Annotated in this window: 18 protein-coding genes; 1 reads left to right on the plus strand and 17 read right to left on the minus strand. The window is 45.5% G+C overall.

Translation table 11 applies throughout. From position 1 onward, the window contains the following. Together DL94_RS0109990 and DL94_RS0109995 are read right to left on the minus strand one after the other, a co-directional pair. Window positions 1-239 (minus strand): helix-turn-helix domain-containing protein (locus DL94_RS0109990; RefSeq protein ID WP_028130026.1); only part of this gene is annotated, 239 nt, incomplete at its 3' end. 95 nt (window positions 240-334) lie between these two features. Continuing rightward, window positions 335-889, minus strand: a complete 555-nt coding sequence (locus tag DL94_RS0109995; RefSeq protein ID WP_028130027.1) for a flavodoxin family protein — start codon at window positions 887-889, stop codon at window positions 335-337. Window positions 890-1,029: 140 nt separating this feature from the next. Here DL94_RS0109995 and DL94_RS0110000 point away from each other — a divergent pair, with 140 nt between their 5' ends. Continuing rightward, entirely contained in the window at window positions 1,030-2,025 is a 996-nt protein-coding gene (locus tag DL94_RS0110000; RefSeq protein ID WP_028130028.1) for an endo alpha-1,4 polygalactosaminidase, read from the plus strand. A gap of 68 nt (window positions 2,026-2,093) precedes the next feature. Here DL94_RS0110000 and DL94_RS0110005 read toward each other — a convergent pair whose 3' ends face one another. From DL94_RS0110005 to DL94_RS0110075, 15 genes are all read right to left on the minus strand, one after another. Then, complete coding sequence (locus tag DL94_RS0110005) at window positions 2,094-2,555, minus strand: PgaD family protein (RefSeq protein WP_028130029.1); 462 nt, start codon at window positions 2,553-2,555, stop codon at window positions 2,094-2,096. Between the two features lie 19 nt (window positions 2,556-2,574). Then, window positions 2,575-3,840, minus strand: a complete 1,266-nt coding sequence (gene pgaC, locus DL94_RS0110010) for a poly-beta-1,6-N-acetyl-D-glucosamine synthase (protein ID WP_231464640.1) — start codon at window positions 3,838-3,840, stop codon at window positions 2,575-2,577. A 25-nt stretch (window positions 3,841-3,865) separates the two neighbouring features. Continuing rightward, window positions 3,866-5,698, minus strand: a complete 1,833-nt coding sequence (gene pgaB / locus DL94_RS0110015) for a poly-beta-1,6-N-acetyl-D-glucosamine N-deacetylase PgaB (protein WP_037371729.1) — start codon at window positions 5,696-5,698, stop codon at window positions 3,866-3,868. A gap of 2 nt (window positions 5,699-5,700) precedes the next feature. Then, the gene (locus tag DL94_RS0110020; RefSeq protein WP_028130032.1) at window positions 5,701-7,599 is read right to left on the minus strand and encodes a tetratricopeptide repeat protein; all 1,899 of its coding nucleotides are present in this window, start codon (window positions 7,597-7,599) and stop codon (window positions 5,701-5,703) included. Window positions 7,600-7,913: 314 nt separating this feature from the next. Continuing rightward, complete coding sequence (thiT, locus tag DL94_RS0110025; protein ID WP_231464643.1) at window positions 7,914-8,522, minus strand: energy-coupled thiamine transporter ThiT; 609 nt, start codon at window positions 8,520-8,522, stop codon at window positions 7,914-7,916. A gap of 22 nt (window positions 8,523-8,544) precedes the next feature. Next, window positions 8,545-10,749, minus strand: a complete 2,205-nt coding sequence (locus DL94_RS0110030; protein ID WP_028130034.1) for a transporter — start codon at window positions 10,747-10,749, stop codon at window positions 8,545-8,547. Next, window positions 10,746-12,227 (minus strand): exopolysaccharide Pel transporter PelG, encoded by a 1,482-nt coding sequence (pelG, locus tag DL94_RS0110035; protein ID WP_028130035.1) that lies wholly within the window; start codon window positions 12,225-12,227, stop codon window positions 10,746-10,748. Before pelG ends, DL94_RS0110030 begins: the two co-directional genes overlap by 4 nt. A gap of 14 nt (window positions 12,228-12,241) precedes the next feature. Further along, entirely contained in the window at window positions 12,242-13,657 is a 1,416-nt protein-coding gene (gene pelF / locus DL94_RS0110040; RefSeq protein WP_028130036.1) for a GT4 family glycosyltransferase PelF, read from the minus strand. Then, window positions 13,654-15,477: a DUF2194 domain-containing protein gene (locus tag DL94_RS0110045; RefSeq protein ID WP_028130037.1), complete on the minus strand. Its 1,824-nt coding sequence runs from the start codon at window positions 15,475-15,477 to the stop codon at window positions 13,654-13,656. The genes pelF and DL94_RS0110045 overlap by 4 nt, the downstream gene beginning before the upstream one ends. Further along, window positions 15,470-16,378: a hypothetical protein gene (locus DL94_RS0110050; RefSeq protein ID WP_028130038.1), complete on the minus strand. Its 909-nt coding sequence runs from the start codon at window positions 16,376-16,378 to the stop codon at window positions 15,470-15,472. Before DL94_RS0110050 ends, DL94_RS0110045 begins: the two co-directional genes overlap by 8 nt. Continuing rightward, window positions 16,378-18,480, minus strand: coding sequence for an NAD-dependent epimerase/dehydratase family protein (locus DL94_RS15865; RefSeq protein ID WP_051586409.1), 2,103 nt, complete (start codon window positions 18,478-18,480; stop codon window positions 16,378-16,380). The genes DL94_RS0110050 and DL94_RS15865 overlap by 1 nt, the downstream gene beginning before the upstream one ends. A gap of 18 nt (window positions 18,481-18,498) precedes the next feature. Then, window positions 18,499-19,545 (minus strand): DNA polymerase III subunit delta, encoded by a 1,047-nt coding sequence (gene holA, locus DL94_RS0110060; RefSeq protein WP_028130039.1) that lies wholly within the window; start codon window positions 19,543-19,545, stop codon window positions 18,499-18,501. Between the two features lie 192 nt (window positions 19,546-19,737). Further along, window positions 19,738-21,087 carry an NADP-specific glutamate dehydrogenase gene (gdhA, locus tag DL94_RS0110065; RefSeq protein ID WP_028130040.1) on the minus strand — a complete coding sequence of 450 codons (1,350 nt, stop codon included), beginning with the start codon at window positions 21,085-21,087 and terminating at the stop codon, window positions 19,738-19,740. Between the two features lie 142 nt (window positions 21,088-21,229). Then, complete coding sequence (locus DL94_RS0110070) at window positions 21,230-23,818, minus strand: 3'-5' exonuclease (protein WP_028130041.1); 2,589 nt, start codon at window positions 23,816-23,818, stop codon at window positions 21,230-21,232. Next, a complete protein-coding gene (locus tag DL94_RS0110075; protein WP_028130042.1) occupies window positions 23,811-24,005 on the minus strand; it encodes a hypothetical protein in 195 nt (64 codons plus the stop codon). Before DL94_RS0110075 ends, DL94_RS0110070 begins: the two co-directional genes overlap by 8 nt. Window positions 24,006-24,172: the final 167 nt, after the last annotated feature.

The following is a 24,172-nucleotide window of genomic DNA, read 5'->3' on the forward strand; positions in this document are numbered from 1 at the left end:
GAAATCTCTGTACTTAGATATAACTCTACTGCATGTTGCTTGAATTGAAAAGAATAAGTTTTCCTATGTCGCGACCGTTTAAGTCCTTGTAAACCATACTTGCGATACACTGCAACCCATTTCGCGATAATTGATTTACTGGAAATGTTATGTTTTTGGGCTAATAAGCCATATCCTGATTTTTTCTGCAGGTATTCATTGACAACCCTCATCTTAAATTCAAAACTATATTTTGCCATGAGAAAGCCCCCCATAAGTTAGCCTTTCTAGGTCTAACTTATGGGGGGCAGTACAAACTCGGCAGTCTGTTTTTTATACGCGCTATACATACGTATTATTTAGTCATTTTGGCAGCTTGTTTAGCCAGATATTTCTCACGCAAAGCCAGCTTGTGCTCCATACGGCTTACCAATTCCTGTGCCGCCTGCAAATCCTGAGCGTCCGGATGAGCAGCTGCCCTTTCCCAACGTTCACGGCTCTCCGCTCCCCCATGAGGGTCATTAGGGCCGGCTGCCTGCCGTCTGGCCAGCAGCTCAGGATTTATTTTGCCCATGCAGCCAAACGTACCCAAAATTTCACACCCTGGGCCCAAATTATAGCCAGCCCGGGCAAAAGCTGTGATGGCATGCTCACTCTGGGGCTCTGCCCCATGCGTCTGGAAGAAAACCACCCGGGCATTTTCTACCTTTGCCAGATATTTAAGCGTCAACGCGTCCGGCTGTCCCAACCGCAGCCAGTAACCTATGGCCACAATGTCATAACCGGACAAATCCTGCGGCGCGTCCTGCACCCGAAAGATATCAGCACTCTCCGCCGCCTCGGCAATGGCCTCCGCCACCTTTTTCGTATTACCTGTCACCGAAGAATAAATTACAGCCCATCTACGCATACTTATCAACTCCCTATTTACTGCTCCCCTAACTATATCAGTAATTTTTGGTTTTGGCTGTGCTAAATGTTACATATTGCTCTCTTGACATTAAAATGCTAAAATTAAGGAACTCTATATAGAATGAAAGGCGTACAATTATGAACAATAAACCAAAATGGTGGCTAAGACTGCTCGTCGGCTTAGGCCTTCTCACCACCAGCACCGCAGCCATATCCGGAAGTGAGGCCTCAGCTCCCGCTCGCTATGACACCGCTATGGTACAGCTTATTGGCGAGCTGCACCAGTATGCACGTCTGCACCAGCCCCACTTCCAACTGCTGGCTAATGGCGGCTCCCCGCTATATTTACCCATTGACGGCAACACGACTGAAAATGCCGCCCAAATGCTGCAAAATGTCGACGGTCAACTGGCAGAATCTGTGTTCTTCGGCTTTAATCTGCAGGATGGACAGGAGACGCCTGCGGCAGAAAACAATTTTTTTCTGCACACCCTTGATACGGCTCGCAACGGCGGCCTGCCCGTATTCGTCCTTGACTATGTGACAAATGCGGAACAGGCAGCAATATCCTACGAAAAGAATCTGGCGAAGGGTTACATTCCTTTGGCCTCACCCTACCGGGGCCTTGACGGCATACCGCCCTTCACTCCGCCTCATCTTAACGCTAAAGATATACACTCACTGGCAGAGGTGCAAAACTATCTGGTACTACTCAATCCCGGCAAGTTTGCCTCCAGCGCAGATTATTTAAGCAGCCTGCAAAACAGTGATTACGATTTGCTGATTATTGACCTCTATCTGGAAAACCGCCTGCTGACAAAACAGGAAGTAGCCACGCTCAAACATAAAAAAAATGGCGGACGTCGTCTGGTATTTGCTTACATGAGTATAGGCGAGGCAGAAACCTACCGCAATTACTGGCAAAAGGACTGGGATAAGTCCTTGCCCGACTGGCTTGATAAGCCTAACACAGACTGGCAAAACAACTATCGGGTAAAATTCTGGCGCCCGGAATGGAAGCATATACTATATGGCAGCCCCAATGCCTACTTGGACGAAATCATGCAAGCCGGCTTTGACGGTGCCTTCCTCGATGTCATTGATGTTTACCAGTATTTCCAAAACAAGGAATAAAAATACGGCGCAGTGAAAAATGCGAATGCATTTCTTCACTGCGCCTTTATCTTGCTTAATTATAAAGATTATTTTTTTCGCAACATGCCAATTTCTATAGGTGTTTCGCCATCAATGCAGTAGTAATACCGATGATTACGAAATTCCACTACTGCCACATTACGAATTTGCTGCAGACGCTCCATGTTATCCTTAGATATGCCATAGAGCTCGCCCACTTCTGCCAGCGACTGTTGAGGAAATTCTTTACGTCTTTTTTTATCGTGAAAAAGAAACCAATTATAAAACTGCCAAATCACCATAATAACAACCACAGCAACACAAACCAATGCCATAATAATAAAGAAGTTAGTCTGGTTGTCGTTAGCATTGACATACAGCTTATTGTATAAGGTGATGACAATAAAAAACCATAAGATAATGGTGCAAGCTATAGCAATGATATCTTCGAGGACACGCACCAGTAAAGACCGTTTATGTTTGGCCTCAAATACTGGGGATTTTTTGTCCGAATCCTTTTCTTTCTCCAATTTTTACTGTCCTCCTTGCTTATCCCTTGATACCGCGGTCAGGGCTGACCCATACAGCCGTAGTGTTCATATCACGTCGGAGTCCTACAGGCGTTGCTACAACAGCGGAAAGTGCGTTGAAAATCCAGTACACCACAGGGTACCATATTACCCAAAAATAACTTTTCAACAATGATTTATCATAACGTGAATCGATGAGAATACTAACTAAGAATTGAACCAGACACATAAGGGATATGACCGATCCTTTCCAGCTGATAAGTGGATTGCCCAGGTCAGGCAGCATGGCAGAATAACCGCTGCCCACAATGTCAAACAACAGGCGAACGGTCCACAGTAATCCGCAAATGACAAAGGAATAGGCCCAAAAAACACCTAAAAAGTAATCTAAATAAACCGGCCAAATACGTCGTTCCTTGTAGTGACGCCATACATCGATATGAGTGCGGATAACTTCCACACCACCTTGTGCCCAGCGTTTACGCTGTACCCAAATGCCTTTCAATGTTTCCGGTACAAGCATCCAACAAACCATATTGGGTTCGTAACGTACATCCCAGAATTTTGTTTCCATTTTCCAGGTCATTTCGATATCATCAGTGATGGCCGTATTGCTCCACATACCAGCATTGATGATAGCCGTACGACGCCAAGCTGCCACAACACCTGATACGGTCATAACCTTACCGATAATACGCTGCGTACGTTTTATCAGACCAATAACACTGGCGTATTCAGCTGTCTGAATCTTAGCCAGCAAACTGGTACGATTGCGAACCTTGGGATTACCCGTAACTGCCCCGACTCGGGGAAAGTTATTAAAATGCCATACAGCCCATTCAATTGCATGCTCGTCCAGCATGGAATCAGCATCCAATGTAACGATTATTTCACCATGGCTCATGGCAAAAGCCAGGTTCAGACCATTGGCCTTGCCGAGATTCTTTTCCATGTGCAGTATCTTGAGGCCGGGATATTCATCCATCAGACCTTCCAATACTTGCTGTGTATTGTCCGTGCTGGCATCATTGATAACGATAACTTCAAGATTTTTATAATGGTTAGCAAAGATAGAACGCACCGAATCCGCGATATCCCGTTCTTCATTATGAGCCGGAATAAAAACTGATACCAAGGGCTTATGCGTGAGCACAGGAGGATTTTTATCCCGGCCACGTTCCCTGCGCCAATAGAAGAAAATAGCACCAATTACCCAAATAAGACTCATGATAATTGGGTAATAGAACACAAATTCCGCTAACCATAAAATGAATGTGTAAATCAAAATAAAAACTTTCCTCCTTGGAAAATCACTTATCCCAATGGACAAAGCCCAACGGATAATAACCGAGATGCTTCATGCCGGCAGCTTTTAGCGTTTGCATCTGCTTAGCAAAGATTTTGCTATCCAGCCAGCATTTATTATTCCAATCATAGGTTTGAATTTTTACCAGAGTTTTGCCCATACCTTGATTATCTTTAACCACCTGAGCAATTTTCTTCAGATACTCGTAAGGCTTTTCCTCTTTGTCCATAAAGGGATATGCCATAACTACAGTATAATCATACTTGCGCAGGCAATCTGTATAGCGTTGTCCCAGCCAGTTAGCTGCATCAGCATAAAGCAGGGTTCCGGCGTATACATCGCGCATAATAACAGCATGAGGACGCACACTTTTAAAAGCCTTAATGGCACCATCAGCAGCATTGTCAAGTGCTTCAATTTTCCATTGGGTAAAGGCTGCCTGTTCATCTTTGTCCTTGATGTTAACTGCCAGTAAATCCTTGCCAAATTTTTGGCGGTAAGCTGCCTGTGCTGGCAAGGAAAAATCCTCATCCTGATTAAGATATAAATCATCCTGCAACAAGACACCAGCTATTTGAGTGTTAGCTGCTAAATCGTAAAATAATCTATTGACATGTTCAAGGCCTTTTTGGTCAAAAGGACTTAAACGGTGATACCAGCCTTTTTCCCCACGTGATTTAACTGCATTGCTATCATCCTGGCTTATCAGACTTTGATAATTAAGAGTTGGCAGCCACGCCATTACAATTATCTGTTGCTGTTGCAACCGGTTAGCCACATAATTAAAAATATCGGCTCGCACAGGAATTTGACTATTGGCAAAATATACCTCGTCTACATTACCATCACCATCAGGGTCAGCAAACGCCTGCAGTGCTACAGTATTGATATTATTATTTAACAAATTGCTAAGCAACCCTGCAATATTCTGCTCATAATGCTGCGAATTCTTGCTATAGATATTATCTAAGTCTACCTGTGCCATGCGGATGCCGGAAGAATCCCAGGTATCATGATTGACAGTCAGTAATTGTTGCAACCGATTAACATCAAAATCACTTTCCATGATTATGCGCTTAGCATAAAGCCTAGCATCTTCCCCGACCTCATTTACACCACCATCCAACAGGAACGTAGCGTCCATGCCTGACTGTGTAGCGATATCTACAGCCTCTTTGGTATAGATGCCATAAGGCCAGACCATAGCCCTCGCCTTATGACCTAAGTTTTCCTGAAAAAGACTTTGTACTTCATTGATATCGTTGGCTATGCGCGTATGATACTCATCATCAGTTTCATAACGGCCATCGAAATAAAGATGACTGCCGACCACACCGTTACGACCGCCCTGCGGGTTGATTGCCTGCTGTTTGTGCATAGCATGAGTATGGGAAACAACAGTCACCAGACCGCTGTCTTCCATTTCCTTCAATTCCGCCCAAGAGGCTGTGTCGCGTACATCATTAGGTTTTTCCTCATGGTTGGTCCAGGAACTGACAATAGCCAGCATGCCAGGAGCATGATACTTTTTCAGAAGAGGATATACCTTAGTGTAAAAGGAACGGTAGCCATCATCGAAGGTAATCATTACACTTTTGGCTGGCAAATTAAGTTCGCCACGGCAATAACGCACATATTCATCCAAGCTGACGAAATGATAGCCTTCATTCTTAAGAAACTGCAGGTGATTTTCAAAACGCTGATGGCTGACAGCAAAGGCATCGCCAGCACGGTCAACCTCGTGATAACAAAGAATCGTCACATTGGCAAAAGCTCCATGAGCAGGCAGAATGCAGACAATACTCAGGCAGATAATTAAAAAAAGTTTTTTTAGCATCATTACCACCTCCAGTTATAGCTGGCAGAAAATTGATAACCATCATTGCGTCGATTGTTCTCTGTGCTTGTTTGATTGAAATACTTGTAGATGGTCGTTCCCAAACGCAGCTGTTGATTATGTGGGAAATCCTTGGTATATTCCAATCTTATATGCGGGGTAAATTCCATGCTGTCATCATTGTCATGGCCCCAACCGAGGACAGTTTCACATAACCAGGTGGTTTCAATCTGGGGATAATTCCATTTACGCTGCCAGCCGAGCATATAATCCTCCCGCCGTTCCGGAGAGTTATAGAACCATACTTCATGGTCATAACTAGCACGACTGTATTCTAAGAGCAGCCGGTCGCTGAAATTATGCTTTACCTGCAGCAGATGATTTAATCCCACTGTATATTCCCAGTATTTATTTTGATCATCAAGATCAGCCCATTCATATTGAGCAGCCAACGCAGTTTTCGGTGTCAGTTGATGATTAAAACTGATAGTCTGGTATTTTTCACGAATGCTGTTTTTTACAGTACCGACATGATTATGCAGACGCATGCCGCGTGTATAGCCTATCTTGGCAGCGTCACCTATATCAAAGACAACTCCCATACTATAGCCGTTTTTGGCATCGTCAACATCATAGCGAATCCACTCACCAGTGATTTCTCCCCAGCCAAATTTTTTACGCAGACCGGATGTGCTTTGCCAATACGCTGTACTATTATCGTCATCCTGCAACCAGCTGCGACGGACATCATGTGATAGATATATGTTATGCCCTATGTAATTATCATAGGTTATGCCAACAGACTGTTCTTTGTTGCGCTTATTGTCTATAGAGTTTTCATAATAAGTAGTAAGGCTGTGCAGCTGCTGGTTTTCATACGCATTTTGCACAGTCAGGGCAGCCATATCGCTGTTATCCTCAGCTAAAAGTTTCTGCAGGCCGCTGCGTGCGTCAGCCAGAAGTTCATTATTCAAGTTATTTGCCGCTTGCGCCACCCTGGCATCATGAACAATATCCTGGTCGTCACTTTGCAGCAGTTTTCGCAGGATAGAATCTGCCTCATGGTAATAACTACGGTCATCCAGTCGTTCATCACGCTGGAAATTCAGGTCTTCGTTGCTAAGGTCACGATTTACATTTACGAGATTTTGCGCATAAAGCAACTGATAAGTCTCTTTCTCAGCCGCATCCTTGCCCAGCAAACCGAATAACTTTCGAGCAATTCCCAACTGGCCTTCCAGAATAAAGGCAGATGCATCGCCGGCAATGATATTATTGTAGCGTGGAGCAATGTTGGCAATTTTACTATAGGCTTCAACCGCTTGAGATTCATGTCCCATACGAACTAACGTATATGCATAGCCCAGCTGAACAAAGGGCACATTTTCCGTTTTTTCGTGAGAAAGAATCGATTCATATATTTTTTTAGCCAGTGGATAATTTTTTTGTCGCAAGGCGACTGCCGCTACATTTTCCAAGCCATATACCGGGAAAGTCTGCCAGTCTTTTACATATTCCTGAAAAACTGCCAAAGCTTTTTTCGGTTCATTACAAGCCCGCAAAGCCTGCAGATAGTCACTTAGCATAAATTTATCTACCCCGGGTTTTATATAAGGGGTTAAGATTGCCACTGCACGGCTGGGTTCATCATTATTTATATACATGGCAGCCCGTCGGGCATCCATTTCACGCAGAAAATCCTGCTGCCCAACAGCCAAAGCTGCTGAACGTGCCTGCTTAAAATAGTTTTCAGCAGCCACATAATCGTGTCGGCGAATAGCATCCTGCCCAGCTGTATTCAACTGAGTGTAATCCTGTGGAGCAGCCTGAGCTGTTCCATACAAATTACCAGCCAGCAATAAGCCAATAAGCAGTTCGCTTTTTTGCCAAGTTTTATTCATTAGCACCTATCCTTTCTTCTTGGTTCATTAAGATTCTATTAGAACAATCCTAGAAAAAAATTATAGCGCCACTCCTAAAAAAATACAATAGGACTTTTGCCATCTTTTTAGAAAAAAATTTAAAAACTACCTATTATATAAGAGATATTAAATATTTAAACTTTCAAATCTTCGTTCATATCGCTGATGAATAGATAAAGTTTTTAATAATCATTCTGTTAATAATTCAAAAGCGGTCCACTGACAAGTTCTAGTCAGTGAACCGCTTTTGAATATAGCTGTAATACTATTATTTCATCACCACATATTTTGCTTCAATCACGAACCAACACCATACGCTCGGCTATTTTCCTCACCGGCAACACCTTGATAATAGCACAACAAATAAGCATTTCCGGCACCAGATATGTTGCATTTGCAACTAAGGAATACCACACAGGTGACATCCCTTCCGGGGCATAGCTACCAAAAAAGACAACCCCGGAAATAAAATGACAGCCAAACCGGGCCAGAAAAGCCAGGCCCGTACTCAGATAAAAATGCTGGCGGCTAAGGCCAGCCAGTCCCATAGCCATAAAAGGCAGGGGATAGTCAAACAGCACCTGTACAGGATGGAGAATAAAAGGATCTTGAATCATATTTATCATGCCATAGGCAAAACCAGCCAGCATGCCTGTCCCCATGCCAAAGCGATAGCCAATAAGCAATAACGGTACCATCGCCCCAGCCGTGACACTGCCCCCCTGTGGCATGTGAAAAATCCGCAGCTGTTCCAATACAACAGCCAGGGCCAGCAGCAGTGACGTCTGTACCAGTGTTGCTGTACTCATCTTTTCGTGACGCATACGCACCAGACCTATGACTATAACCAGCACACCCAGCAGCGCCAGACATACAGCCGGTCTTGATAATATTTCCTCCAAGAACCAACAACTCCCTTGCAGTTTAGAAAGATTTATTCCACATCAGGCTCATCTTCCAGCCATGATACGAGTCAGAAGGACTACCACTGATGTTAAAACGCTCCAGCTTAACCCGCAGTTCCGATCTGTCATCCAGCCGATAGTCGTAGCCTAAAAGCAGAGCTTTCATATGACGATTTGAATCCCATTTGTTCAAGCGCCAGTTATAACTTTGACCATGAGTTTCGCCAAAGTTCAGCATCACATAGCCGCTTTGCTTTTTATCAAACTGATGACGCCAGCCCAGTCCGCCGTAATAGCGGTGCGTGCCCCCCGTATCCGCAGCCTGATAGTTTCCAATAACATAATACTGCAATGCATTTCTGCTGTCCATATCCTTATTTCCAAATAACTGCAAAATCCAATTTTCTCCATCGTAGTTAGTGCCAGTTCCATGGAGACTATTAACGTTAGTTATACTACCGGCCGCATCAGTGAAATATCTCAACGTACTTTTATAATCGGACGATGTGGCATTTTCGTGAGTTAATTTCACTGCAAACTGATGATTGTCACCAATATGACGGTACTCCACTTCCTGGGTAAATTTATTCCCTGGGGCAATGTCTTCCAGCGATTCAGCATTTGCCGGCAGATAACCAAGACTTCTTTCAGCCTGAAGAGCCTCTCGTTCATTCTGGTTATAGCTGCGGCGGTACTTGTAATCCCCGCGAAAGGTATAGCTAAGCCGACCTGTAATGCTGTCCCGTTCAGTATATTTATGCGTTGCCTCGATACCAGGCGTAAACTGCCAGCCTTCGTTAAAGGAATTAAATCTAGCCAAGTTGTCAGCCATCATGGCATTTTGATGAACATTATCCTTGCCGGTGGGTACGTTGATATTGAGAAAATATTTTACATCATTTATTTTATGGTCATTTTTATAACTTACCCCCAGGGTCGTATCTGTCCAACCGTTGACGCTCCCATCCGGCATACCTGTATCCGATGACAACCAGCCTGTAGTCAGGGAAACATCCCACTTTTTTTCTGTAGCATAAAATTCAATCGGCTGATAGAGCTGATGACCATTATAGCCTGCACCATGCCAGGAATAATATTCAAAGCCACTGCTGATGCCTTTTCCCTCACCAAAATGCGCCAAGTCATAATCGGCTTTCGTTTTCCATTTTTCAGTTTCCACTAGATTTTGTTCAGCACTTACAACGCTGCTAGCAGCCTCTGCACTCCATTTTTCTGTCTCCGTGGCATAAGTTTCACTCTCATGCAGGTCTCTTTCCCCATCTGTCTGCTCTGTCAGCAAATCCTGTACCCGTTCTCTGGCCTCACGCTCAGCATCTTCGGCCGCCTCTTTAGCATCCTGCAAGGCATCCAGCTGATTATTAAGGTCATCGAGCAAAGACTCCGCACTATCCACTTCTGCATCTAATGCCTCCATCTGGCTGTCATATTCCTGCCACTGCGCCTCATTGTCTGATTGTTCGGGGACAATTGCCTGCGCATTGCTGACCATAGCCATAACATCATTCAAACGATTTTGAGCATAGCCTACACTCTCCCAAGCCTTTCGAATGCGTTCTTCAAGGCCGTCGTTTCCTGTGTGCTGGTATCCCAATTCACGTCCCAGCTGCTCATATTTTGCCTGCATGCTCTGTCTGCGCCCTTGAACGTCCTGCACCACTGATTCCTGCGCCCACACCTGAGGTGCAAAATCAGCTACAGCCTGCTGCGCGGCAATAGCCTCCCGGGTACGCTGCGCACTTTCCAGCTGCGCATTAGCCATCTCCTGTGCAATGCGCTGCATATTCATCTGCGCTTTTTCCAAATTTTGTTTTGCTTCGGCCAAGCCCTTTTCAGCCTCAGCCTTATCCTGTTTTGCTGTCTGCAAATCTTTTTCAGCCTGTATAAGCGCTGCTGCTGCCTCTTTAGCATTACGCCGTGCCTCATGAAAATCCCGTATCCGATTACGTTCATTACGTAATGATTCAAAAGCAGCCGGTATATCATTCATGACATTATTGATACCTGCAGCCTCACTATTCATAGCTGGTAATAAAGCCAGCGCACCAATCGAAGCTGCCTGTGCTGTCTGCCGCAGAGCCGCCTCCTCCTTCATTTTTCGTTTGCGGCGTCTGGTCATGCGCATACTTTGCATGACAAATCTTTTGTATCGTGGTTCTTCCTCTGCCTGTGCCAACCTGCGGCGGCGCTTACGGCTCATCCTCATTTTTTCTCACCTCCTGCCGTTTCCAAATTCACATATTTGTCACCATACAACCATAGCGTAAATTTTGTCAAAATTCCATTAGTAGCATTGTAAAACACAGGTTGGGAACAAAAGACCAAATAATTTATGCGTTTGGCGAAATGATTGAGCTTGATAAAGGCCCAAATAAAGGACAACGCTGCGGCCATAAAAAATGTAAACCCATAACTATATGTACCGCCAAAGTACAAGCCCCACACTCCCAAAACAAGATTTGACAGAAAAAACACTGCCGACAGGCTCAGTACGCTTTTCTGATAGTCGAAGTAAACCAGCAGTATATATACCAGCTGCAGCAGACCTGTGAAAAAAGCGCCAAACAACAATACATTATACATGTTCACCTGATTGTAAGTAATTCCTGACCAACTCAGTAAATAATTACCAATCGCCAGTGCCACCAGGGTAAACACTAACTGAAACTCAATTATGTGACGTAATTCGAACCACAACGTATGCAGCAAGTCTTTCCTGGCATCATCTATTTCCCTAAAGTTACCCTTTTGCGTAATATAAGTAAAATAATTCGCATAGCATTCATAGAAATTCGTTTCCACCGTTACCACAAACATCGTCATCAAAGGCAAAATGGACAAAAAAGCATAGAATGTAACCACATCATAAATGGGAGAATACAGATATGTTCCCCCTACCAGTACCCCCCATTCTCCCTGCCAAATGATAAGGTTTGGTAAAAACAGCCCCAACATATAAAAAGTTGCCGTAAAGAACAATCGCCAGTGCCGTTCAAAATAGGGCAGGAAAGCAAAGTTCTGCCCCATCTTGGGCCTGCCAAAATACTCAGTGATATGTAACAAAAAGAGCAAATTGATGAGCCCCATACCAATATCCATAGCTAAAAGCCCAGCTTGTTCTGCCTGCATTTCTGTTTGTGTCAAAAATACCCACACCAAAAAAATACTGGTAAGTACTCCGATTAGATAACTAATCAGCAGCCTGGAGTAACGCTTTACGGCTGACAGATAAACACTTTCTGTCCAAGCCAGCAAAAGTTCGGCAAAGAATAAATACCCCAACCATTTAGTCAAAAGAGGCAACGGCTTATCCCAAAAGAAAATTCCTGCGGCCACAGCCCCCAAAGACGTGAGAATAGCCCCCATGCCAAACAGGGATGCTGTTGCATCGGAAAATCTGCCCAAAGACAGCGAATCTGCCAGGTAGCGGGTCAGTACCATAACAAAACCAGCAGAAAAAATCTGGGAAAATACAAAAGCATAAACCACTGAGGCCACAAAAATCTGCGCTGCCTCTCCTTCTACGCCATAATAGGCAAAAAGGCTCTGCACCGCCAGCACCATACTGGTCATCAAGGCAAAGGGGCCAGCAGTAATAATGGCCGAATAGGAATATGCTTTTATATGTCCGGCCGCTGTGCGGGCCGTAAATAATTTCTTTAGTTCAAAACCTACGCCTGCCACTTTCCTTATGCCTCCTACACATACATTTGATAAATATCACGATAGCTTTCTAAAAAATGTTCATAAGTGTAAGCACGTTTTGTACGCTCATAGCCAATGTTTCCCATTTTTCGCCGCAGTTCAAAGTCTTTGCCCAGACGTATCATTTCCTTGGCCATGGACTCAAAATCCATAGGTGCCACCACAGCGCCAGCCACGCCTAAATCATCGTTGCTATCTCCATAGATAAGCTCCCGGCAACAGCCAACATCTGTGGTAACGAAAGGACGATGGGCCGCAAAGCCTTCCAGTACCGCCAAAGGCTGTCCCTCACTGATACTGGAAAGCATCATCAAATCCATCTTTGGCAGATATTCAGCTACATTCACCGAACCAGTAAACTCGACATTGGTTATCCCCAACATGGAAACAGTCTGCTGGCACAGCTCATAATACTCTTTGTCTTCACCATAGCCACCCATAATCACAAGTCTGGCATCAGTAAATTCCTCCTTAAACAGGAAGAATGCTCTTAGCAGTGTTACGATATCCTTAATAGGCACTACTCGCACCACAGCGCCAATTGTTAATGGCCCATCATGATCCTGCAGTTCTCCAATCTCAGCAAAACGCTCCATATGGACACCATTAGGCACCACACCAATCTTACCAGGGTCACAGCCCAAATCTTTCTCCAGATTAGCATTATGTTCAAACAGCGTATATACCCTGTTAGCGGTAGCGTAAGACAACTTGGCTAAATTATAAAAATACTGAATCCATACAGACTTAAAATCTCCCTTGGCCCAATCACTTTTGATAATCTCCACTTCCCGTTCCCGAGAGTAAATACCATGCTCAGTGATGATAAAGGGCTTATGATAAATCTCCGCTGCCATAGCACCGATAACACCACAATACCCGGTAGCCACACTGTGATATAAATCTGCCTCTGGCAAATCCTGCTGTAATAGATACAACAATGGCAATAGCATTGAGCGTATCGTCCAGAAAAAATCTGTAAACGGCAGATAGCTGTATTTTTCTATATATACCCGTTGAATCACATCAAAGAAGTCGCTGGACATAAAAATGTCCAAAGAACTTGCAAAACGGCGGCGTTCGCGAAAAATAGAAGCCAGCTTTTTGATATTCAGCGGCTTACCGCCAATGACCAATTCATAAATAGCCTCTCGTTCTTCTGACGTTAAGATATTTTCCTGCATTTCACCTGACTGCTGATTCAATATCTCATCCAAAAATTCTTCCTGTACCCCTTTCAAGTTGGGCGGAAATTTATACTTGAACGCGCCTCTATCCTTAGCTTCAGCACCTATAGAGTAGATAAAGAACTCGTGCTGCGGAAGTCCTTGAATGAGCATCTGACACCAGGAAGACACGCCTCCCACCACATAAGGGTAGGAACCTTCGGTTAGTAAACATATTCTCACTGTTCCGGCTCCTTCCAATTTATCACAGTGGTGCTGCTATCCGTCTCTATAAGGTAAGCATCATCACCCACCTTTTTATATGTACCACCGCTAATGTCAGCGATATCCCGGCATTGCCGTAATATAAATCGCAAAGGCTGACGATTATTCCCCGTAATGATAGTCATTTTATCCTGTTCGCGTTCCACTTTGTAATCCATATCCAGATAATCAGCAAAATAATTCATCAATTCCACATTTGTTACTGCTCGCAAAAACGGGAACCGTGTATTTATTTCCGTTAGAAAATCCTTTAACCCCTGTTCCATATCCGCCCAGCTATAAGCCAGGCTTTCCTCGTAAAAAAGTTCATCCGGATGAACAAAGTGCGAAAAATTACCGATATAATTTAATATACTGATTTGTTCATACATATTTTGGCGCTTAGGATGATATCCAGCGGAAGTTCTAGGCAGTTCGTAAGTTCCATCAGCCTGACGCTCGTAATTCTGAATATAGGCCATTGCTTCTGCCGGACCATCATAAAGAGAAGAAAAAATCTTAACTTCTGGAAAAACCTCCAAAATTGCGTCCCGTCCTTCAGGACTCAGAATATCTGACGGTGGTACATAGGTTCGCATCGCATAATCTGGATAAGATGCCTCAATATAACGCCGCAACTCCTGTAAAGACTCCACCATATCCTGTTTTGACGCCCAGGGAACATAATCCAGCTCATCTTCATTATATCCAGCAGGTGCTAACGGTTGATGGTTATACCCATGCAGCCCCAGTTCTCCCCCCATCCGCAAGAGCTCACGTCCATAAACAATAAAACTATCCCGAGCTCGTCTGCCTGCTGGCGCTGGAAATGGTGCCTTGACCACATCACCATAGCTTTCAATAATCAAGCCTGTATATTTAAGGTCATATTCCTTGGCCACCTGCTGCATATAAGGCCACCAGCGGTAACGGTAAAAACTCTCCGTGGTCATGTGCAGTTCATCATAAATACGCGGATTTATCCCTTCAGGAACTGGCGAAGGAAAATCATCAATATAGAAAACCTTCGTACCTAAAACTGGATAAATGGTCTCCTGACCACAATGAGCCAGGATGGCTGTAAGGATACCTATATTGGTCTTGTCGTCTCTTACGACACCGTTATACACCAAAAATTTTCCCTTTCCGGCTTTATGTTCCCAAAGCAACGGCATATCATCTATTCCAGTGATATGTACCATTGCATCCGAAGTCAGCTGAACCTTGCTGCAATTCGTATTGTAGGCTGACTCCTCTCCGAAATAAAAGCCCTTACCACCAAAAAGGAAATCTGTCTTCAAGTTAATGCCTTTGACATTGACATTGCCCCCTAAGTCAGCTATTCCAGCAGCAAGCAGAACATCCTGACTTGGCGCGTTTACGGCTTCTAAGGCCAGCAGCAATGCCGCTGTGCCGCCATTTTCTACATAAGCACGAACCTTATTCAGACTGACAACCCGGTTCAAATCACCAGTCACTATCAAAACGCCGCGATAATTATCCTTTATCTCAATCTCCATATCATTTAAAGGAACTGATTTTGAATATTTTTTTTGCTGCGCAATCAGTTTGGACAAGCGATGCTCGGCAAAAACACTGGCAACATCTCTAGAATCATAAATAATCAAAAAACTATCCCGAGACTCATCAAATTCGCCTTTATTGTCCAAAACATTCGGTATATTTGCTAAATTTTTTGCACTATCGAGCTTCAAAAAACCATCCATGCGGCTGAATTGAAAAAAACACCCCAATAAAATAACAAAGGCGATTATGCCTGCAATCCCGCGCTTATCCATGCATTACCGCCTCCCTGTTTATATCCTTGTCCCAGTAGCGAATAGCTGTTAGCGCTTCTTGGGAAAGGTCAATAGGACAAGCCTTTAATTCGCGGATTTTCTGCTGCATTTTTTTTGGTTTGCGCCAGCTTTGATAGAGCTTTATATACATCATGTAGCTTTCCTCCTTATGGGGAAAATGCTCTCTTAATTCCGCACAAACAAGTTCCGCCTCTGAATAATTGGCGGTAGACAACAGCTGCTCTATTTCCTCCGTATAATATTCAAGCTTGTCTGGGCACATTTTTTTTAAATAATCCAACAGGCCAATATAATCGCCCTGTTTTTTACGATAAGTCACATGGTCAATAAATTTTTTCTGTTCCAAATAGCTCTTCAGCATTTGGGCATACTCTGCCAACAAATCCACATTTTCCTGGCCTTCGCCGCTGACAATAACCGACTCCTTGGCAAATAATTCATTTTCCAATTTTTCCATCCGCGCTGTCAGCATAGCAACTGCATAGTAAGCAATTTCTCTGTCCCGGTCATGCATAGCCATTTGCAAAATGCTTTCATTATCCACCACTGCCTGTTTAATGGCATCAGTAAAATAATGTCGTTTCTTTTGCACATCATCTACCAAAAACGCATCATTCAAGGGAATAATATCTTCTCCCAAATGCGTCCCCCGGAAAAAAGCCTCTTGTTCCTTTTCAATTTCCGGCTGACGGTCTTTAGTCAAGTTCAACAAGTAACAGCTAAGACGATAACCCAGCATCAGCAACAAACCAAAAACAGGTATAGCAAATACAATAACTGTTTCCGTCACCACATGCAAGCGTGGCTTGCGCTTGATATTTCCCAGAAAGTACAGCAGTGTCAGCACAATATGCAGTAGCGAAAATGCATAAATATCCATCATTCCACCGCCTTACAAACAACGGTTGCCACACCGGCCCCCTGCAGGCGTTCCTGGACCATGGCCGTAACAGCCTCATCAGCATCCGGCAGCAAAATATATACACCATTGCTGCCTACCCCTACGAAATCTTCATTACGGATAACGTGACTGAGACGACCATCCAACCCAGCATAGTCAAGATTTGACATGTCAACCTTAAGCACAGCCACCGAAAAATCGGCCTGCAGGTTTCGTCTGTTTTCCAGTTCTTTGATGATTTTACGGAACTCTTCTGCATGCAGAATACGCGTACCGGAAACAAAGCGCTTTTCCTGTATACCTTGCTCATAACGATAAGCTCTGGCCATCGATGCTGAAATCAAGCGCGTGGTAATCGACAAGAGATTCTGCTGATACAGACTCCACTGTTCAAAGCTCAGACCAAAAATCGCAATCACGGCAATAACCTTATCCTGATGAACAATCGGCGCCGCCAAATCCGGTGTATCTTTTACCAGTTCCTTGTTGACGAAGACAGTGCGTTCCTGCAGGATGTTTTGCAGATATGGATAGTCAGCCACACGCAGGGAGCGTGGCTGACGGGACGCCAGCTTACCCATACGGATTTTCTGACGCAAATAATACCCATCAGTTCCTACCACATAAATGGCTATATTATCCACTGTAAGTATCTGCGCTGTTACTTCAGCTGCCTGATTGAAAATATTTTCCGGTTCTATACTATCAAGCCGCTTGATAATGCGGTAAAGCCGGCCAATACTGTCATCAGAATTGACAATCTGCCGGTATAACTTATCCTTAACCGCCAGATTTTCTTCATAAATACCACGCAAAAAATTATTTCTATCATCAGCCTGCCTTTTATGCCATTGCACAGATTCCTGTTCGAAACGCCGGGCATCAGCAAAATATCCGGTCAATGCTGCTGTAAACAGGTAGGCAGTGATATGCAGTATATTTTCCGGCACATAAGTAAGCGAAATAAGCTCTCCGCCCCTGGATAACGAACCCACAATAAATATCAGGATTGATATGACCATGGCAATAAATGCCTGCCGCTTACCATAAAGCAACCCCATAGTTCCAATGTAAACAAAATTGACATCCATCTGTGTCTGAGGATTTACTGTCGTTCCTTGCTGCCAATAGGCAATCCCGGCCATAAGCGCTGCCCCAATGATATTTTCACCGTAAGGAATGAATTTTTTGTACCAGGCGCGCCAACGAATACTACGAACACGATTTTGCGCCTCAACCCGGTCAGCCTCTACCTTGGCCTGAATATAATTCCATGTCTGTGCCAAGGCCGATTTTCTGTCATATTTCAGCTGCCAGCCCAACTCATGTTTGGCCATACTGCTATCCAGTACCGGCTGCACATAAGGAAATGCCTTGAACCCTTTTGTATCATCATTTATATCCGGCAAATCCGTTACATCCCTTATCCATGAGGCAAACGCCCCTGCCGTCAAGCCATTGCCCGTACCCAAATTGAGTTCTTCGTTCTGACAGCCACGAGCTATAGCCCGATAAATACCATACACAGCATCTGACGAATACAAAAAATCCCGTGGCGTTGTTTCATCATCCATACGGGGTAAAATCTCTTTTTTAATGCTGGCATATAAGGTACGCGCCACCAATCCGTCTTTAGGACTGCTATCAGGGCCATAAACCTCCGGTAACCGAATGATTGTCACGGGAATGATGGCCCATTCAGACCAAGCCCTGACGGCCTGTTCTGCCACCACAGCCATACCATCAGCAGCCCGTTCTGCCGTCTCGTCCTTAACTGCGGCTGCTGTAGATACGAAATATACTGATTCCACCCCATACTCATAAGCCAGCGCCAAAATGTCGGCAAGACGTTGCAGGGCATCAATCCGCTCAGCAGCCAGCCGCTCTGCCGGCCATACGTAAACAAGCACCGGAATATTATGGATACGCAGAGTTTCTCTTGTCTGCTCCAACGACCCCGTTGCACTAAAATACTCCCAATCTTCCTTTACGAATAGTCTCTCCAGCTGGTTATCCCAAAAGGGCCTTGCCCCTGTCAGCATAACCTTGCGTTTCAGCTTGTTGTCATGCTGTTCACCCATAGATTTTCTCTCCTTTTCCTATGCTGTCCCACGGCATAGGTCTATCACTACATGTTCTAATACTTCCTCTCCAGCTTGTCCAGTTTTTAAAAGATAATCTGCGTCTATCAGCTCCAGCATATTACGCTTTAGTACTGCTGACGGAAATTGTTGCGCCGCCCGTCCCAGTTTTTCAGCAATAAAGGGATTTAATTCCAGCGGTTTCGCCAAAGCCTTGCCTCTGATACCTTGCTGCTGTAAGACCTGTGCCTGCCAAAGTTGCCGCACATGACGGGTAAGCAACGCTAGTATCACCGTAAAATATGTGCCATCATTCAGCTGCCGCCGCAAAAGCTGCAAGGCTTTCTTGGCTTTCCGTTCACTGACAGCATCCAACAAAGCAAATACGGAAACTTCCGGCAAACCGGCAAATACCTGCGTCAGCAGGTCCTTTGTTATCCGCCGCTCCTTGGTAAAGAGTGCCAGCTTATCAAATTCTCTGTCCAAAAATTCCAGGGAAATCGTCTGCATGGTGCTGACCACACCGCTGAAATACTCCATGGCCTCCCTGTCCATATCCTTATTCAGGGATTGCAGTTTTCCCTGCAGCCAGTCATTGATATTCCAGGCACGAATGGCCTCTGCTTCCAGCACCGCACCGCATTTTTCGATGGTCTTATACAACTTGCGCCGCTTGTCCGCCTTACCATTCTGTACAAAAATGACATAGCTGAACTCCGGCATGTCTGCCAAAGTTTTTAGCAAGCGTTCCTGTTTTTTATCCTTGCCAGTTTTACCATTATCTTCTTCCTCTTTTTTCTCCTTAAACAGGCTGGTATCCTGCAAGAACAACACATTTTTACTAGCAAAAAATGGTGCTGTTTCGATAAGGCCAACCAAATCATCTGCATCAACAGTCCCTGTCAGCTTTTGCAAAGCCCCGGCCTGCTCCTGTTGATTGGCAAACAGTATGGAGAAAATCTTCTCTCTGGCCTTATCCACATAATAATGTTCTTCCCCAGCCAACAAATAGACATGCTTCAGCCCATCCTTTTGCAAACTGGTCATAAACTCGCCAAATTTCACAATCTATACCTCTACCAACATGCATTGATTCACTATTATAACACAATTGTTGCGAGTTTAGCATTAAAAATTAAAGATAAATTAAAAAACAGGCAGCAGACATTTTCCACCTGCGTACTAGAATCCCCTTCCAATGACTATACAAAAATTGACCAGTCAAATGACTGGTCAATCTGTAAACATCCTATTATCTTATACCAAACCATGCGCCAGCATAACATTGGCCACCTTGACAAAGGCCGTAATGTTGGCACCGGCCACCAAATCGTCGGGGTCAGCATATTTTTCGGCATTAGCCTTGGCATTCTTGTAAATGTTGGCCATGATATCCTGCAGCTTGCCATCTACTTCTTCAAACGTCCACTGCAAGCGTTCGGAGTTCTGTGCCATTTCCAGGGCGGATACGGATACACCGCCGGCATTGGCTGCCTTGCCCGGAGCAAAGAGAACTTTGTTCTGCTGGAAGTAAGCGATAGCGTCCAAAGTTGACGGCATGTTAGCACCTTCGCCTACGGCGATTACACCATTGGCCACGAGTGCCTTGGCGCTTTCGAGGTCGATTTCGCCCTGGGTTGCACACGGCAGAGCCACGTCACATTTTACTGTCCATACGCCCTTGCAGCCTTCATGGTATTCAGCCTGCGGATGAGTTTCCACATATTCCTTGATACGGCCGCGGCGAACCTGCTTAATTTCCTTGACAGCATCGAGGTCAATGCCGTTGGGGTCATAAACATAGCCGTTGGAATCGGAGCAGGTAACAACCTTGGCACCGAATTCCTGTGCTTTTTCGATGGCATAGGTTGCCACGTTGCCGGAACCGGATACCACTACGGTCTTATCCTTCAGGCTGATATCTTTAGCGTCAAGCATATTCTTGACGAAGTACAGCAGGCCGTAACCGGTAGCCTCCGTACGAGCAAGGCTGCCCCAGAAGTCAACCCGTTTGCCCGTGAGCACGCCGGCATCATAACTGTCGCGGATACGCTTGTACTGACCGTAGAGATAGCCGACCTCGCGGCCGCCCACGCCGATATCACCAGCCGGAACGTCCACATCCGGGCCAATATGACGGTAGAGCTCTGTCATAAAGCTCTGGCAGAAATGCATAACTTCATTGTCTGATTTGCCATGCGGGTCAAAATCCGAACCACCCTTGGCACCGCCGATGGGCAGGCCGGACAGGGCATTCTTAAATACCTGCTCAAAAGCCAGGAATTTCAAAATATCGAGATTAACGCTGGGATGGAAACGCAGACCGCCTTTGTACGGGCCGATAGCGCTGCTCATCTGTACACGGAAACCGCGGTTTACATGTACTTCACCTTTATCATCCTGCCAGGGAACACGGAAAGTAATCACGCGCTCCGGCTCAATAATACGCTCTAAAATCTTCTGTTCCTTAAATTCGGGATGTGCCTCCAACACAGGGATAACGCTTTCCAGCACCTTGGACACCGTATTCTTAAACTGCGGCTGGTCCGGGTCGCGTTTTGCAATCAGGTCTAACGTATCTTGTACATACTGTTTCATGTCTGCCAAAGTAATCGCTCCTTTGTCTTGAAAACTCATACAATTATGTCTACCGATAAATAGTATACTACATTCCTGCCAGAATGTACACAATTTTATTATATTGAAGAAAATTTATAATAAATAATGTATACATGTTCAACAACATTATTCAAATGTTGTGCAAGTACTTTCTGGGCAGATTTTTTACAAACGGACTGATATGGCGATAATGGCTGTACAGCGTCTGCGACCATGACAGGAACAGCTGCTTTCTGGCCCTGGTCATGGCCACGTAAAACAGCCTTGCCTCTTCCTCCAGCCGTCCGCTTTTCACCGCCTGCATACCAGGGAAAGTCCCTTCCTGCAGCCCCGCCAGGAATACATAATCAAACTCGGAGCCTTTGGCCTGATGAACGGTGATAATGGGTATTTGCTGACGCTTGGTCAGAATATCCAGTTCCGTATTGGATAAGGTCGTATACCGCAGGAATCTGTCTATCGCATCCAGCGGCCGAACCGCCTCATCATCAAGTTCCTTGGCCTGCCGGAATAAATCGCGCAGATGTTCTACACGCTGCGGTTCCTTTTGACGCAAGTAATACTTATCCATGCCCCAGCTGACCACAATTTCTCCCAGCAGCTGCCAGGGACGCAGGCAGCCGGCCTGCTGCCGGATAACCGTCAGCTTGTCTGCCCATTCATCAAACAGCCCCTGATTCTTTGCCATGAGCGCCTGCCGTATCTCCACCTGCGGCCGTATATCCCGCTCGACTGCGTACATGAGAATCTCCGCCGTAGCCATAATATCATCTAAAGCATTATGACTGGATTTATGCTGCACCTCGCAGTATTTCCCCAGGTATTCCAGCTTATGATTAGGCAGGTTCGGATAAAAGCGCCGGAAAATATCCAGCGTGTCATAATAGAGCGGATACTCCAAGGGCGGTAAGTCGAGCCGCGACAGCTCACTGCCTAAAATCCGCAAATCATAGGACACATTATGCCCCACGAGCACCGCTCCTTGGGCAAAAGCACAAAAATCCTGCAGGACCTGCCGTGGTTCCTCACCATTTTCCTGCAAAAAATCATCGGTAAACCCATGCACCCTGACTGAATCTCCCACCTTGCGCAAAGGTGTCAAATAGCGGACAAACTCGTCCTTTACTGCGCCCTGCTTATCCAGTCTGATGCCGGCAATCTGAATTATTTCATCTCTCGTCGTATCCACGCCGGTGGATTCCACATCAAAGACGACGATATTCTCCTCCGGCAGTGCTTTGAGCAGTTCCCCATACGGGTCACCGCTTTTTCTGGCGTCCTCGTCCACAAAATCTGTCAGCCGCAGGCCCGCGCTGCGTATTTCCTCGCTGGAAAGTTTCTTGATAGTAGCCGGCCCTATTCCCTGGGCAAAACGATTCAGTACTCTTACCAGACTGCCGGTATCATGCTTGTTGACCGCCAGTTTGAGTACCGCCAGAGCGTCCTTTATTTCCTGCCGCCGAAAGAATTTCTGCTCGTCAATCAGCATAAAGGGCAGCCGTTCCTTTTCCGTCACAAACCTGCTAAGGGCACGGAAATTCGCGGATAAATCCTTGTTATAGCGGTTGCTGCGCGTCAGAATACAAACGCGGCTGTAGTCCTGCACCGGCAGCTGCTGAATCATATAGTATATCCACTGGGCCTCCTCGCTGAAATCAGCCGCCCCCTTCAGCACAATAGGTTCCCCATAATCTTTGCTCACAGCCTGCAGGCCATCGGGATAAAGGAGATTCACCCGTTCAGGAAAGGAATTGCGCAGCCAGTCAAAGGACGCATTTAACAGCACCTGTGTGGCCCGGTAGTTTTCATGCAGCACTATGCGCTGCGGACTGTAGTCCTGCTGATACTTGCGCAAAACCAGCTCCGGATGGGAACCGCGCCACTCATAGATGGTCTGGAAATAATCACCGCACAGCAGCAGATGGCTGGCCCCGAAAATCTGTGAAATAATCCGGTATTCCAGCAAGCTGGTATCCTGTACCTCATCAATGTTGATATACAGAAACCGTCTGGCCCATTTGCCAGCCACGCTGCTCTGCCGGAAAAGTTCCTCCACCTGCACCAACAGGTCAGTAAAATCCAGCCCGTGCAGCTCATGCAGGCGCTTATCATACAGGGCTGTTTTTTCCGCCCCCCACTCCTGCCAGCCTGTATACAGACGCTCATGGAACTGATAGGAATCATCGACCGCCAGCGACTTCACACTATGCGGCTCATTTTTAAGCAGCCGCTGCAGAGTTTCGCCATAATCTTTTACCAGGTCACCGCTGTCAATAACATACTCCGCCTTCTTTTCCTTTAGCTGGTTCATCAGATTCTGCACGGCGCGCAAGGACCATTCCTCGTCCACCAGATCCTTTATCAGCGCCTGACAGTCAGTTTCATCAAAAATCGTAAAGTCCGTAAATAAATCCGAATTACGCTTGGCCTCGGTTTTAATCACCTCATAGCAAAAGCCGTGAAAGGTCTTTACCATTACACGGCTGCCATTGTCCCCTGCTATGGATACTACCCGGTCCCGCATCTCCCGGCAGGCTTTATTGGTAAAGGTCAGGCACAGTATCTCTTCCGGCAGGGCACGATTTTCTGCAATTATATGTGCAATGCGGCAGGCCAGGGTATTGGTCTTGCCCGTCCCTGCCGGAGCCAAAAGCAAAATATTTGCTGTCAGCTCCTCCACTGCCTGCCGCTGTTCTTTATTCAGTTCTATATCAGCCATTTACGCTTAACGCCGCCTCAAATACTTCCACGCAGTCTTTTTTCTGCCGGGCTGCCAGTATCTCCTCATAGCTGGCCGGGGTCATTCCCATGCGCAGGAATCTTTCATGCAGTTCTACGGTCTGGTCTGCTGCGGCCTCTGTAATGCCCAGCTTTTTCGCTGCACTTTTAAATTCTTCTGCTGTCATATAAATCATCCTCCTACATATATGAGTCTTACTTCTTGTTAAGTTCTACAGCTACAGGAAAAATTCCTGCTTACAAAGTCCAAGGGGCTGATGATGTTTTCCTGTGCCTTTGCCGCTTGTGTCTCAGCGCAGGAAAACATCATCAGCCCCTCGGGCATCTTTATCTA

The sequence above is a fragment of the Selenomonas sp. AE3005 genome (genome assembly GCF_000686945.1).
GTDB lineage: Bacteria > Bacillota > Negativicutes > Selenomonadales > Selenomonadaceae > Selenomonas_A.